Origin of the sequence: Flavobacterium sp. K5-23 (assembly GCF_023278045.1) — a bacterium.
GTDB lineage: Bacteria > Bacteroidota > Bacteroidia > Flavobacteriales > Flavobacteriaceae > Flavobacterium.
The window spans coordinates 3,423,511-3,438,053 of record NZ_CP056783.1; the positions used below are offsets into that span (position 1 = coordinate 3,423,511).

The following is a 14,543-nucleotide window of genomic DNA, read 5'->3' on the forward strand; positions in this document are numbered from 1 at the left end:
AAAAAAAGACAAATTTATAATAAAATTACTTGGAAAACTCCGGAATAAGTCCTTATATTTGCACCCGCATTCAAGCAAAGAAATTATGACTCGATAGCTCAGTTGGTAGAGCACATCACTTTTAATGATGGGGTCCTGGGTTCGAGCCCCAGTCGGGTCACAAATTGTGATCAACACATAATTTTCTTGAATGATTGACTCGATAGCTCAGTTGGTAGAGCACATCACTTTTAATGATGGGGTCCTGGGTTCGAGCCCCAGTCGGGTCACAATAGGTCAGGTATTTCACTACTTGACCTTTTTTTATAGGCCACGTGGAGAAACGGTAGACTTGCCATCTTGAGGGGGTGGTGCTCGTAAGGGCGTGTGGGTTCAAATCCCACCGTGGTCACGAATCATTAGCCTTCTTATATTTTTTTATTATAGACTCGATAGCTCAGTTGGTAGAGCACATCACTTTTAATGATGGGGTCCTGGGTTCGAGCCCCAGTCGGGTCACAATAGGTCAAGTATTTTATACTTGGCCTTTTTTATTGGAATTCAATTTAGAATTACAGCATTAACATAAATGAAAAAAGCGTCCAGATAAATTATCTGGACGCTTTTTTATATTTAGAAAACTATCTATTTCAATAATTGCTGCAAAGGCTTCAATTGTTCTAAATCGATATTTGATTTTTTAAGAAGTTGCAACATGGTCACAATATTAGTTGGATTCATATCTTTTCCTAATACACGTACCACCGCAAAACCATTTTCATTTTTATGAGCATAGAAAACAAACTCCTCGATATGCTCATCGGCACCAATATAACTCACCGAAGCTCCTTCTTTACCGGAACTAACCTTCATTAGTTGCTGATACTTTTCGTCCTTTAAAATCAAATTTACCTTCGCTCTTTCAATTTCAAATTCAACTTGGTTTTTATCATTTCGCTTATAAGCTAAAACATTCATCTTTTCAAAAGATTCCAGCGCCGTCTTTTGGTCTGCCGATAATGTTGCTTTATCAACATTCAAAATCGTAGGCGATATATCCAAAGCTATGAAATCTTTGTTTTCAGTGTTTTCAACAAAATACTTTTGCAAGGACGGTTCGCTTTTACAACCTCCAAGAGCAAGACTTATCACAATCGAAACTACATATATCTTTTTCATATTTTTTATTTTTTATTTTTTGCTGCCTTTTTTAAATCGTCCCCACCAGGAATTCTCATCTTATCAGTAAGAATAGAAATTTCATTCAAATCAAAATTACCGGTAAGAGACATTAATACCGTTTCATTTGCCTTGCTTCCTCCTTCAATAAACATCAACAACTCTCTTATTTGTGTATCTGTCGCTCCTGATTTCACAAATATTTTTACACTCTTACCACTATCATTCACTCGCATTAATTCCTCTAACCCGGAAGTTTTTATATATCTCTCAGCAGTTGCTTTCATATCAGCAGTTGTTGTGACACTTGTTGTTGTGAACACTTTAAGATTGTCTAATTTCTTTATCAGGTTCATATACTGCTGCGTTTCTCTGTCTGAAGTATCTACTTTCACCTTACTCATCAAGTCAAACATTTTTCTATTTACGATCAGGAAAGTTACCTCTTTCTGCCCTTCATATTTGTCAAAAGCATTTTGAGCGAAAAATGGGCTCGAAATTAAAACTAGCATTAATGTGATTATAAACTTTTTACTCAAGTTTAACTTACTGTTCTTTCTGTTTTCGTTTGTTGTTGATTTCATTTTATTTATATTTAATTTGATTGAATTCTGTTAATTGTTACTATTCAGGTTTTATTGCAAATCAAACCCATTCTATTTTTAATGCTTAACAAATATTTTATTCTTGGCGTTTTCATATTCCTTAACATATATTACACTTTCTATGCCAACATTCACCTGGCCTGACAACATCGCTAATGCTTTTTGCGTTTCTTTCAAAGCTACCTCTGGATCATCGTAAGTTCCTAGCTCTTTACTCATAACTTTATCCTCAGTAAAAACAAAAGTTATTATCCCAAATAAAACAACTATGGATGCTGCAATTGATACCCAAGCAACATAGCGTTTATTAGCTAATAGAGGAATTTCCTTTTCGAATTTCTGTTCTTTTCCTGCTCCAAAATAAGAAAACATTGGTTTATACTCCTCTAAATGCGGCGCAATATTCGAAGAAGAAAAATATGCCTTCAATTCATTTTCTTCAGAAATACTGGTTTCTCCTTGAAAGTATTTTTCCAGTATTATATCTATTTTATCTAATTCCATAATTATGTGTGTTTGTCATACTTTCTCTAATCGTTTTCCTTGCCCTGGAAAGCGCCACGCGAATGGCAGTTTCATTCATACCTACAATAACAGCAATTTCTTTAAATTCATATTGCTCGATATCACGCAACTGTATTATCAATCGTTGTTGTTCAGGCAAATTCTTAATAATTTTTTCCACCCATTTTAAACTATCAACATCCTCAACTTTTTTATCTAAACTAGGTTCTCTGCCAGTATAATTGTTATGGACAATTTTCAAATTCCCTGCTCTTTTCGATTTTAACTGATCTAAACAATAGTTTTTAGTCATTGTCATAGCAAATGCCTCCATATTATTATACTCTGACCAGCCTTCTTTTCTACCCCATAGTTTAACCAAAACCTCCTGAGTAGCATCTTCCGCTTCTTCTGTACTTACAAGTAATCGCTTAGCTAAGCGAAAGACTTTGTCTTTGAAAGGAGCAATTAAAAGAACAAACTCGTTTTGATTCATTGCATTAGATTTAGTAAATCGGTTATACTATCAAGACGAACCAATGTTAATTTTGTTACAAAGTATAGGAAATAAAACTAAAGTTATTAATTTTACGTTAAGTATACTATTAAAATACCCCATATGAAAACCACATACAAGTTTATCCTACTATTATTCTTAGCCGTTTTTTCTTTCCAAAGCTGTCAAGACAATGATGATTTAGGACCGCCAGCAAGTCTAGAAATCCAAAATTTCATTTGGAAAGGACTTAACCAATACTATTTATGGCAACAAGATGTTCCAAATTTATCTGATGATAGATTTGAATATCAAGACCAATTAAACACTTTTCTAAAAGGGAATCCTGTTCCAGAAGATTTATTTAATGCATTAAGAGTAGATAAATCTATAGATAGGTTTAGCTGGATTGTAAATGACTACGAAACATTAGAACAATCGCTTCAAGGAATCACTAAAAACAGTGGTGTAGAATTTGGTTTGAGCTACAAGGCTGGCAGTAGTACTGAAATTTTTGGTTGGGTACGTTATATTCTTCCAAATTCAGATGCTTCAACAAAAGACATCCAACGCGGAAACATTTTTTATGGTATCAACGGAACTCAACTTACCGTTAGTAATTATCAATCCTTATTGGCTCTAGAAAATTACACCTTAAATCTAGCCGATTATAACGGAGGAGCTATTACTCCAAATGGAGAATCAGTATCACTAACAAAAACCGTTTTATCCGAAAATCCTATTTTCATCAATACAGTAATTAATTCTGGCGACCACAAAATTGGTTATTTGATGTATAATGGATTCTATGCAGACTTCGACACAAAATTAAATGAAGCCTTTGGAACATTAAAAGCAGCAGGAATAACTTCTCTAGTGCTAGATTTAAGATACAACTCAGGAGGTTCAGTTCTTACAGCCACTAGACTGGCTAGTATGATTACTGGACAACATACCGGAAAAGTATTTGCTAAGCAGCAATGGAATTCTAAAATCAATTCCTATTTTGAATCTAACAATCCTGACTTGCTTAAAAACTTTTTTACTGACAAAATAGGAACTACACCTATCAACAGCTTAAATTTGACTAAGGTTTATATTTTAACATCTAAAAGTTCTGCTTCAGCATCTGAACTAGTGATAAATGGATTAGAACCACATATGAGTGTAATTCAAATAGGCGATATTACCACTGGTAAAAATGTTGGTTCAGTTACCCTATATGATTCTCCTACTTTTGGTAAAGAAAAAAGAAGCCCAAATCATAAATATGCAATGCAGCCTATTGTTTTAAAAATTGTTAATTCAGATGGTTTTGGGGATTATTTCAATGGACTTGAACCTACTTTTGCTTTAAAAGAAAACATAGGTAATTTAGGAGTTCTTGGAAACAGCACGGAACCTTTATTAAGTACAGCAATAGGTAAGATTACAGGAACTACAAAAATGATAATGAAAAGTCCTGAAAAAGATTTCGATTACTTTAAAGACACTAAATCAATCAACGGGGTTCTAAACCAAATGTACATTGAAAAAGCACCAGAAGGTTTATTAAAAGCATTAGAATAGTACAACTTAATAATAAAAACTGCCCAATCTTACGATTAGGGCAGTTTTTTTTTGTGTATAATTATGGGATAGACAACCGTTTTAACTCACTCAATTTTATTGTTCATTCATAATACAATTGTAAATACGCATCAACATCAGCTTACAAGTGAACCCTTTTAACTCTAGCTCTCGGATCTTTAATTTCTACTTATTTCAGGACGGGACAACCACAAAAAAAAGCCCTCAATAAATTGAGAGCACTTTTCCACTATATTCAAACCATCAATATTAATATAAAACTAAGCTTTTGCATAAGCATCATCATGAACACTTGCAACTGCTCTTCCTGAAGGATCATTCATATTCTTGAATGCTTCATCCCATTCCAAAGCGATTTTAGTACTACAAGCCACACTTGCTTCTTGAGGAACACATAGTGCCGCAGCATCACTTGGGAAATGTTCCGTAAAAATGGAACGGTAATAATATTCCTCTTTGGATGTTGGTGTTTGTAAAGGGAATTTGTATTTCGCATTAGCTAATTGCTCATCCGAAACTTCTACCGCTACCACTTCTTTCAAAGTGTCAATCCAGCCGTATCCAACACCATCAGAAAACTGTTCTTTTTGTCTCCAAGCTACACTTGGCGGCAACATATCTTCAAAAGCTTTACGAAGCACCCATTTCTCCATTTTGCGTTCGCCAGTTATCATTTTATCTTGAGGATTAACTCTCATGGCCACATCCATAAATTCTTTATCTAAAAATGGCACACGACCTTCAATACCCCAAGCAGCTAAACTTTTGTTAGCACGCAAACAATCGTACATGTGTAATTTACTCAACTTACGTACTGTTTCCTCGTGAAATTCTTGAGCATTTGGCGCTTTATGAAAATATAAATACCCCCCAAACAATTCATCAGCTCCTTCACCGGACAATACCATTTTGATACCCATGGATTTAATTACCCTAGCCATTAACCACATAGGTGTTGAAGCTCTAATGGTAGTTACATCGTAAGTTTCCAAACTATAAATTACATCACGCACTGCATCCAAACCTTCTTGAATAGTGAATTTAACCTCGTGATGAATTGTCCCAATATGATCTGCTACAATTTGAGCAGCCGCTAAATCTGGGGAACCCTCTAAACCTACAGAAAAAGAATGCAGCTGTGGATACCAAGCATCGGCAACATCATCTGACTCAATACGTTTTTGTGCATATTTTTTGGCTACAGCCGAAGTGATAGAAGAATCTAAACCTCCTGAAAGCAAAACTCCGTAAGGTACATCACTCATCAATTGTCTATGAACTGCTGCTTCTAATGCTTCTTTAATTGCAGGAATACTTGTAACATTATCTTTTACAGCATCATATTCAGTCCATTCTCTTTTATACCATTGTACAAATTCGCCGTTTTTACTCGTCAAGTAATGTCCTGGAGGAAATAATTCTATTTTGGCACAAAACCCTTCCAAAGCTTTCAATTCTGAAGCTACATAAAAAGTTCCGTGTTGGTCCCATCCTATGTATAAAGGAATTATTCCCATATGATCTCGAGCAACAAAATACTCGTCTTTCTCTACATCATAAATAGCAAACCCAAAAATACCATTCAGCTCATCAATAAAATGAGGCCCTTTCTCTTTGTAAAGTGCTAAAATAACTTCACAGTCACTTTCCGTTTTAAAGTTATATTTTCCTTCAAATTGCTTACGCAATGCTCTGTGGTTATAGATTTCGCCATTTGCCGCCAAAACTAAGTTTCCATCTTCGCTAAATAAAGGTTGTTTCCCAGATGCTGGATCTACAATTGCTAATCTTTCATGAGACAAGATTGCTTTATCATTACTAAATATTCCGCTCCAGTCCGGACCGCGATGACGAATGATTTTAGACATTTCTAATACTTGCGGTCTTAAAACTTCCGCTTTTTGTTTTAGGTCAAAGGCACATACTATTCCACACATAACTATATATTTTAAACGTTTTGTTTTACTTGATAAGACAAAGATGCAATAACAGTTATAATCGAGAAACACTATTGTTGTTTTTGATTACAAATTATAACCGTAACTGCAATTTTACGACTAGTATGTAATCAAAACAGGAGTAAATCTATCTTTTGCGGGAAATATTGTAAATTTTTCTTTTTATCAAAAGTTTAATTCATTTTGATTCCTTTCAGAAACGTTTGCGTTGGTTTCATTTTAACCATTTGATTTTCATTAATTTTCATTAAATCTTTATCATAAATTACAAAATCAGCCCATTTCCCAACTTCGAGACTTCCTTTTTCCTTTTCTTCAAAATTAGAATAAGCTGCCCAAATGGTCATTCCTTTTATCGTTTCCTCTCTAGTCAAAGCGTTTTCCATTTGAAAACCACTTTTGGGATATCCTTTGATGTCTTTTCTGGTTACGGCGGCATGAAATGTCAGCATTGGATTTACTTCTTCAACCGGAAAATCAGTTCCTAAAGCTATAATTCCAGCCTTTTGCAATAATTTTTTATAAGCATAGGAATTTTTCAACCTTTCTTTTCCCAATCTTTCTCCAACCCAATACATATCAGATGTAGCGTGGGTAGGCTGTACAGATGGAATAATCCCTAGTTTAAAATAATCAAAATCGGCTTCCTGTATAACTTGCGCATGTTCAATTTTCCACCTTCTGTCTTTCTTCCACTTTAAAACTTCTTTATAAATTTTCAAAACAACTGTATTAGACGAGTCTCCTATAGCATGTGTATTCAATTGAAAATCTGAAGCTGCAATTTGTTTCGAGAACGATTTCATTTCAGAAAACGGCGTTGTTAGCGCTCCGTATTGTTTTGGCATATCTGAATATTCTTTGTGAAGGCAAGCACCACGAGAACCTAAAGCACCATCTCCGTACATTTTAAAAGACCTTACATTTAAATTATCAGTTTTATAAATCCCTTTTTTAAGATAATCGTTCAGATTCTTTTGATTTGCAGAAACCATGGCATAAATATTAATTTTCAATTTCTTTGCCTTTTGCAAACTATCCATTAAATTAATAATATCTGGATCCAAACCAGCATCGTTAACCGTTGTTAATCCGTAATCGAACATAACTTTTTCAGCAGCCAATAGCGCTCTTATTTGAACCTTCCTACTTGGAGCTGGAATAATTTTATTAATTAAATTCATTGGGCCATCAACTAAAATACCTGTTGGCTCCCCGTTTTTCATTTCTATTTGACCACCTACAGCTTTTGTCTTATTGGTTATTCCGGCTAGCTTCAAAGCTTTACTGTTTACAACCATTGCATGACCATCTACCCGCCTTAAAACAACAGGGATGTCAGGGAATGCGATATCTAAATCAGATTTTGACGGATATTTTTTGTTATCCCAATCATTCTGATCCCATCCATTTCCGACAATAAAATCTGTTTTATTTTCTTTTTGAAAAGATTTAATGCGTGCGACTATTTCTTGAATGCTTTTTGTTCCATTTAAATCTACTTCTTGCAAAAAAAGACCATAATAATAAAAATGACAATGGGCATCTATCAATCCTGGATAAATGAATTTATTCTTGGCTTCTACAGTATTATTGGATTCATACTTATTTGTGATTTCATCGTTGGTACCAATAGCAACAATTTTACCTTCATTGATTGCCATCGCAGATGCTTTATCAAATGTATTATTTACGGTATAAATAGTAGCATCCGTAATAATGGTATCAACGGAAATTTTATTTATTTGATTACAGGATAACAACAAAAACAAAGCAAGAAGTGATGTAATACATTTCATAATAAAAAATTTAGAAAGGATAAATTAAGGAAAGAAGCCTGGATAGCACTAAACTGCAATCGGAATTATTCAGGCTGAAAAAAGTTTATAAAATTTCTTCAATCAAATATTTAGTGGTGTTGATCTCAAAAGTGAAACCAACTTTATTCCCCATTAAATGAGCCCCCAATGGTGATTGTGGAGACAAAGCAATAACATTTATTCCTTCAATATTAATTTTCGGGAGTGCCAGACTCAGGTAAAGATAAATTCCATTGGCTTTAACCAAACTACCTATAATAATTATTTCAGCAACTTTTGTAGAATCTATCTTATCCAAAACGGCTTTTTGGCTCAGTACTTCTCTTAATTTAGTATTGAGCTTTTCCTGTTCGATATGCATCATTGACAAAGCTGTTTCGTGCTTATCTCCAGCTGATCCTTTGGCATCGTTCTTTGAATCTTCGGTCAAAGCAGTAATCATATCTCTGAACACATCTATTCTATCTTGAACCAATTGGGAGTAATACTTATATATTTTTTGCTTGAAAGTCATTTTTGGGTTTTATAAAAATTAAGATGCGATATGCAATACTCTAATCACACCTATTCAAAGCAGTCAAAGTTATGTTATTATTCTAAAGTTGCACTAACTTTTTTCAATGGAGATTCAGATCTAAATTTTAACATGATTTTTTACATATATCAAAACACAATCGATAATTTTAGCATTCTAATCATTTTAATACAAAATATGAAAAAATCGACACTTATTGCCACAATGGCATTTGCCTTTACAACGCTTTTATCATCGAATATGAATGCTCAAAAATTTCCAGATCTTGACAAAAGTCCAATGGATGTAGCTTCATTTCCAACAGATTACAAAAATGCCGATAAAATCGCAAAAGTTACTTATAGCAGACCCGTATTAAAAGGACGTAATGTTAGCGAATTAGCTCCAAACGGAAAAGTATGGAGAACAGGAGCTAATGAAGCAACCGAAATCACTTTATACAAGGATATGAAGTTAGGACAAACTAAAATTAAAGCAGGAACTTATACCTTTTATGCAATTCCTGAAAAAGACACTTATACCATTATTATTAATAAAGACCTTAATGTTTGGGGTTCTTATTTTTACAAAGTAGAAAATGACGTGGCTCGCCTAGTTGTTCCTGTAACCGAAGGTAAAGAATCATTAGAAGCATTTTCAATGGTTTTTAGCAAATCAGACAATGGAATAATCCTAAATATGGGTTGGGACAAAGTAAGAGTTGCAGTTCCTTTTACGGAATAACAATTAATAAGAACATAAAAAAAATGGCTTCCAAAATAAAGGAAGCCATTTTTTTTATGCCAATTTTAAAAATCTTTATTCATTTATTTAAACGAATTAAAAATCAAATTTATAATTAGCTCCTACAGCTATTTGAAAACCCTGAACAGGATAATCCATCCATTTTTGATAAGAATTATTCAGGATATTATTTGCTTTTAGAAATCCTGATAACCTTTCGCTATATTTAAATCCAATGTTAGCATTAACATCAAAATAACTATCTAAGGTAGTTGGATTTGTACCTGGAGCGGTTATGAAAACAATATCAGTGTTGTTTTTTTGGTCTTTACGATCTCCAACATAAAATACATTAACCCCTGCATTCCACTTTTTAGTGATATTGAAGTCAATATTCGAATTCAGTTTTATCGTAGGCAGATTCCAAGCTTCTAATTCCATATCACTTGTATAATCATTATAAGAACCACCAATTCCAAAACTCACGTTTTCAGAGAAATCAGCTTTTAATTCCCCCGAAAAACCTAATGTTCTCACATCATCATAGGCAACACGCATAGAATTCCCAAAACCATAATCTTTATTTGAGCTGTCTTCATTATAATCATTACTTAAGAACAAGGCTTTGTTTCTTTCATTTAAATATGAAGCGCGAAGGTTATAACTAACATTACTAGCCAGTTTTCCTTTCAATCCCGCGTATATATCAAATTGTTTGTCAGTAGGCGCAATATTCAAAGTAGGAGAGACATAAGGATTTTTAGCTACAAAATCCATATAGGTGTTTTGTTCTAAATTCCCTTCGGCTCCAGCGTAAAAAAGCATCAAATCACCAACAACTTTATACGATGCTGAAATATTTGGATAGACGAAAAAAGAATTCTTACTGTTTTCAGTATCCAAACTATAGAACACAGATGCCCCAATGTTTAAGGTCCAATCGTCTTTAAGCATTACAAAACTTGGAGAAATCCCAAAATTCGTAAAACCATATTTTAAAGGTTGTGTATTTGTATTCGAATAATTATTTTTAAAACTTCCTCCTAGATAATCAACTGTAATATTAGTCGTTATAGATTCATCCATTACGGCAAATCGCAATGAAGGCTTTGCATAAAATCTATTTTCAGCAGAACCAAAACCGTCCGTAAAACGATTAAATCGAATTTTAGCTTCATCCAAAAGCCCTTCATTAAAATCAATTTTTCCGCCAGCTGTAATTGTATTGTACGACTGCATTGGCTCTATTCCTGTAACCAAACTAATTCTATCAGCCGGACTTAAACCTGAACCAAATCCTTTAGGCAAACCATACCAATTATAAATTTCATTATGATATCCTAAATCTAATTTCCAGGACATATTGTTTTGATTTGCTCCATACACAACATCTATAGCACTATCATAAAACTGATCGTCAAGCTCTACTCCTTTTATTCCTCCTTGTGATGAAAGGTGACGAAACATACCACCTACATAATTGTTATTGTCTAATGGCTGATGAACATACAATTCTCCTATTAGTTTGCCGTAATTACCAACACCAAAAGTCGCATAATTATTAAACAAATGTTCCTGTTTTGTTTTCTCCACTCCTTCCGCTTTCCCTTTTGAAGGGGTAAAAGTCGAAGCTACCGGAAAAGAAAAAATGGAGTATTTCACATTTTCTTTTTTAGCATTCCCCGCATCATCCAGCACAGCAGTTTCCTGTACCTTGAACGCATCTGATAGTGTGGGAGTATATGGCTTAACAACATTGACAACCTCAGCTCCTATATTGTCCTCTTTTTTCTGGGCAAACGAAAACTGAAATGCTATTAATACTAAAATTACAGTACTCTTATTTTGGAAATTGAATTTCATATTATATTTTTTTTGAAGGATAAAAGAAAAAAAGAATCTTTTAATTTGTGACTAAATGCTTCTTTCCTTCTTTTTATTTATCTTTTGATACTTATGTCTTGACTCTTCTAACTACTTTGAAATCGATGAATTTGTTTTTGACTCCTCGGCTTTAATAGTCTCAAGCTCTTTTTTAGCTTCGTTTATTACTTCAGGATATTCTGAGAAGTTTTGAATTACATTTTCCAAAATATAAGTTGCTTGAAAACTATCTTTTAATCCATAAAAGTTTTTTGCCATAAGTATTAATCCTTTGGCACCATAAAAACGATACCCTGAATAATTCTTCGCTAGTTTTTGAACTACAGTATTTGATGCTTCGTACTTCTTGTCTTTAAATTTAAAGTAAGCATCGTAATACAATGCTTCAGCAGCTAGTTCCCCTTTAGCAATGGTAAGCACTGTAGCATAAGCAGAACGAGCTCTCGACTCATCACCTGTTTGCATAGCAGAACGGGCAATTATAATTTGAGCATCACTTTTTACATTATCATCTGTCTTAGAATTATTCAATACTTTTTCAGCATAATTAACTGCATTCGAATAGTCCTTTGCATCATAATAACATTTCATCAAATTCGACTGTGCGAAAACTTTATTTTGAGGAAAATCGGCTTCATTTTCTAATCGAATTAAAACCGGAATTGCTTTTTCATTTTCTTTGTTTTTCAATAAAACCTGAGACAAGCGAGCCAAAGACTGCTCTGTAAACTCACCTCTAGGCTGTCCTATCACATATTCATAATTCGGTATTGATTTGTTTTCTAAACCTCCAGAGAAATACGATTGTGCCAGATAAAAATTAGCTTGCACTGCGTGAATCCCTTTTGGAAAACTAGAGATATAAGCACTAAAACCCGTAATTGCTTGTTTATTGTTGTTTTGCTCGAATTGTTTAAAAGCCGACTCATATGAATCATTATCTAAATCAGCATTAGAAATAGAAACAAAGTCAAGACCTCTAACCCAAGTAGCATACTCTTCCACTCTACCACTATCAACATAAATCAATCTTGCTGTCGCTACTGCCTCAAGCGCCTCAGGTGTTTTAGGGTATTCAGCAACAACTTTTTTGAATTTCGATAAAGCCTCTTCATTTTTGTCAGAGTTATAATAAATCAATCCCTGACGTAAAATTGATTTTGAAGTATAAGAACTGCTTTTAAACTCGCTTATTAAACGATCATACGTTTTTATGGCTAAGTCTGGTTTTTTTTCTGCAACATAAGTATTCCCTAATTCATAAAAGGCATCATCTCTATAACTGGATTTTTGAAACAACTGTAAAAAAGCATTTAGCTCCTCTATCTTCTTGTCGTTTTTAGCCACAAAACCATAACAAATCGCTTTTTGAAAATAAGCATAGTCAGCATCTGATTTTTTAAAGTCTATCACTTTATTATAAGCATCCATAGCTGGCCAATACTTAGATGTCACAAAACGACAATCTCCTAATCGTAAATAAGAATCATTCAAACGCACATAGTCCTCTTTCACTGAATCAATTTGATTTTGAAAATAAGTAGCCGCTTGATCGTATTCTTTCAATTTGAAATAAGCATAGGCAATATTATAATTACTGTTTTTATATTCTGGTGTTGCTGAAGCACGTGACATACCGGTAAATTGTCTATAGCTCAACAATGCATTTTTAAAATCGTCCAAAATATACTCCGTTTCCCCTTTCCAGAAAGTAGCTCTGGCAGCAAACTCAGGATCTATTTGACCATCAATAGATTTTTTAAACATTTTTGCAGCATCTTGATAATATCTATCCGCATACAATTCTAATCCTCTATAAAAAGTCACTTTTTGATAAGCCAGTTTATTTTCTGGTGTTTTATTCTTTTCTAATAATACTAAAGCCTCTTTATAGTTTTTTGAAGAGATATAAGAATCAATTAGCAATTTTTCAATAACTGAACGGCTGGCATTGTTTGGATATTTTTTTAAAAAACTTAACAAAACCTCTGGTACACTTTGATAAGAGTTCCCAATCTCGTAACTCAATTTAGCATAATTCAAACTAGCATCTTCTTGAATAGAAACATCAAATGCCATTTCCGAAGCATTTTTAAAAGCATTCAACGCCTGTGGTTTTTTATCTGAATTCAAATAACTTTCCCCTAAATGGTAATAAGCATTTTGAGCCACAAAATCTTTACCGTTTATGATTTTATTGAATTGAGAAATGGCGTTTTCATAATCATTTTGCTTGTAATAAGCATATCCCAGTTGATAAAAATCAGTATTACTCCACCTCCCTTTTTTTCCTTTATATTGAGCTAAATAAGGAATTGCTGCATCGTATTTTTTTAAATTAAAATAGCTTTCTCCAATAATTTTATTTAGTTCTGATTTTTCAATAGCACTAGATTTAGCCATCGCTTTTTCACCCAGCTCTATAGCTTTTTGAAAATTTCCCAACTTAAAATTCATATCAGCCTGATAATACGAAAGCTTCTCTTTGTATTTTTCTTCGCCTGATACCTCATCAAAATATTTAGTAGCTTGCTTGTAATCATCCCCTTCGTAAGCCATAAAACCTAAATAATACTTAGCTTGAGAACCATATTCAGCTGAATTTACAACTTTATTAAGATAAGTTGTCGCTTCTTTTTTCTTTTTGGAACTAAAATAACTATATCCTTTTTGAAAGTTAAACTTATCTCTTTCCGTACCGCTTAATTGGTTTTCGTTTACCTTTTCAAACCATTGTAAGGCTTGAGGATAATACCCTTGTTCAAAATAAAAGTGAGCCACTTCTTTAAAAGCCTGATTACTTTTTACACTTGTAGGATAATCAGAAACAAAACGCTCCATCAGCTCATCAGCATTGGGTTGATTATTCCTAATCGCACAATTAGCATAGTAATACGAACAATCGGATTTTAACTCTTCGTTAGCCGTTGTTGCTTTTACTTTATCAAAAATAACCTGAGCCGAAGCATATTGTTTTTGATTGAATAAAGAAAGTGCCGTATTAAAATCCTTCAACTCATGGGTGTAAACAGTTGATTTTTGTGCCGAAATACTAATTGAGGAGACAAAAAACAATAAAAAGAGGAATCTATTAAGTTTGTGCATTTTGATTTTTTTTAATATTCAAATGTATTATATTCTATGGTCTATAACGGGTAGGATCCCCGTTTTATTATGAACAATTGTTTTAACAACAACTTTGCCAACATTTAGGTAAAATATTCTTTTTTAAAAAAATTCGTACTTTACAGTTGTAGTAGATTGAATACA

General features: G+C 33.4%; 11 protein-coding genes and 4 tRNA genes. 6 read left to right on the forward strand and 9 right to left on the reverse strand.

The window, feature by feature from the left end; all coding sequences use genetic code 11:
• The first annotated feature begins 87 nt into the window (after nt 1–87).
• The 4 genes from FLAK523_RS14880 to FLAK523_RS14895 all read left to right on the forward strand — a co-directional run bounded on the left by FLAK523_RS14880 (nt 88) and on the right by FLAK523_RS14895 (nt 498).
• Nucleotides 88–160, forward strand: a tRNA-Lys gene (locus FLAK523_RS14880).
• Nucleotides 161–196: 36 nt separating this feature from the next.
• Nucleotides 197–269 (forward strand) — tRNA-Lys (locus tag FLAK523_RS14885).
• A 39-nt stretch (nt 270–308) separates the two neighbouring features.
• A tRNA-Leu gene (locus FLAK523_RS14890) sits at nt 309–391 on the forward strand.
• Nucleotides 392–425: 34 nt separating this feature from the next.
• Nucleotides 426–498 (forward strand) — tRNA-Lys (locus tag FLAK523_RS14895).
• A gap of 126 nt (nt 499–624) precedes the next feature.
• Here the strand turns inward: FLAK523_RS14895 and FLAK523_RS14900 are convergent.
• The 4 genes from FLAK523_RS14900 to FLAK523_RS14915 all read right to left on the reverse strand — a co-directional run bounded on the left by FLAK523_RS14900 (nt 625) and on the right by FLAK523_RS14915 (nt 2,763).
• Complete coding sequence (locus FLAK523_RS14900) at nt 625–1,158, reverse strand: DUF4252 domain-containing protein (protein WP_248904930.1); 534 nt, start codon at nt 1,156–1,158, stop codon at nt 625–627.
• A 5-nt stretch (nt 1,159–1,163) separates the two neighbouring features.
• Complete coding sequence (locus tag FLAK523_RS14905) at nt 1,164–1,742, reverse strand: DUF4252 domain-containing protein (RefSeq protein WP_248904932.1); 579 nt, start codon at nt 1,740–1,742, stop codon at nt 1,164–1,166.
• A 78-nt stretch (nt 1,743–1,820) separates the two neighbouring features.
• A complete protein-coding gene (locus FLAK523_RS14910) occupies nt 1,821–2,267 on the reverse strand; it encodes a hypothetical protein (RefSeq protein ID WP_248904934.1) in 447 nt (148 codons plus the stop codon).
• Nucleotides 2,254–2,763, reverse strand: a complete 510-nt coding sequence (locus FLAK523_RS14915) for an RNA polymerase sigma factor (RefSeq protein ID WP_248904936.1) — start codon at nt 2,761–2,763, stop codon at nt 2,254–2,256. The genes FLAK523_RS14910 and FLAK523_RS14915 overlap by 14 nt, the downstream gene beginning before the upstream one ends.
• Before the next feature lie 123 nt (nt 2,764–2,886).
• Here FLAK523_RS14915 and FLAK523_RS14920 point away from each other — a divergent pair, with 123 nt between their 5' ends.
• The gene (locus tag FLAK523_RS14920; protein WP_248904939.1) at nt 2,887–4,332 is read left to right on the forward strand and encodes a S41 family peptidase; all 1,446 of its coding nucleotides are present in this window, start codon (nt 2,887–2,889) and stop codon (nt 4,330–4,332) included.
• A gap of 281 nt (nt 4,333–4,613) precedes the next feature.
• Here FLAK523_RS14920 and asnB read toward each other — a convergent pair whose 3' ends face one another.
• The 3 genes from asnB to FLAK523_RS14935 all read right to left on the reverse strand — a co-directional run bounded on the left by asnB (nt 4,614) and on the right by FLAK523_RS14935 (nt 8,645).
• Nucleotides 4,614–6,290, reverse strand: coding sequence for an asparagine synthase B (asnB, locus tag FLAK523_RS14925; protein ID WP_248904940.1), 1,677 nt, complete (start codon nt 6,288–6,290; stop codon nt 4,614–4,616).
• A 194-nt stretch (nt 6,291–6,484) separates the two neighbouring features.
• Nucleotides 6,485–8,110, reverse strand: a complete 1,626-nt coding sequence (locus tag FLAK523_RS14930; RefSeq protein ID WP_248904942.1) for an amidohydrolase — start codon at nt 8,108–8,110, stop codon at nt 6,485–6,487.
• Between the two features lie 85 nt (nt 8,111–8,195).
• A complete protein-coding gene (locus FLAK523_RS14935; protein ID WP_248904944.1) occupies nt 8,196–8,645 on the reverse strand; it encodes a hypothetical protein in 450 nt (149 codons plus the stop codon).
• Between the two features lie 198 nt (nt 8,646–8,843).
• Here FLAK523_RS14935 and FLAK523_RS14940 point away from each other — a divergent pair, with 198 nt between their 5' ends.
• Nucleotides 8,844–9,389, forward strand: coding sequence for a DUF2911 domain-containing protein (locus FLAK523_RS14940; protein ID WP_248904945.1), 546 nt, complete (start codon nt 8,844–8,846; stop codon nt 9,387–9,389).
• Between the two features lie 96 nt (nt 9,390–9,485).
• Here FLAK523_RS14940 and FLAK523_RS14945 read toward each other — a convergent pair whose 3' ends face one another.
• Together FLAK523_RS14945 and FLAK523_RS14950 are read right to left on the reverse strand one after the other, a co-directional pair.
• Nucleotides 9,486–11,252 (reverse strand): TonB-dependent receptor, encoded by a 1,767-nt coding sequence (locus FLAK523_RS14945; RefSeq protein WP_248904947.1) that lies wholly within the window; start codon nt 11,250–11,252, stop codon nt 9,486–9,488.
• Nucleotides 11,253–11,363: 111 nt separating this feature from the next.
• Nucleotides 11,364–14,378 carry a tetratricopeptide repeat protein gene (locus tag FLAK523_RS14950; RefSeq protein WP_248904949.1) on the reverse strand — a complete coding sequence of 1,005 codons (3,015 nt, stop codon included), beginning with the start codon at nt 14,376–14,378 and terminating at the stop codon, nt 11,364–11,366.
• Nucleotides 14,379–14,543: the final 165 nt, after the last annotated feature.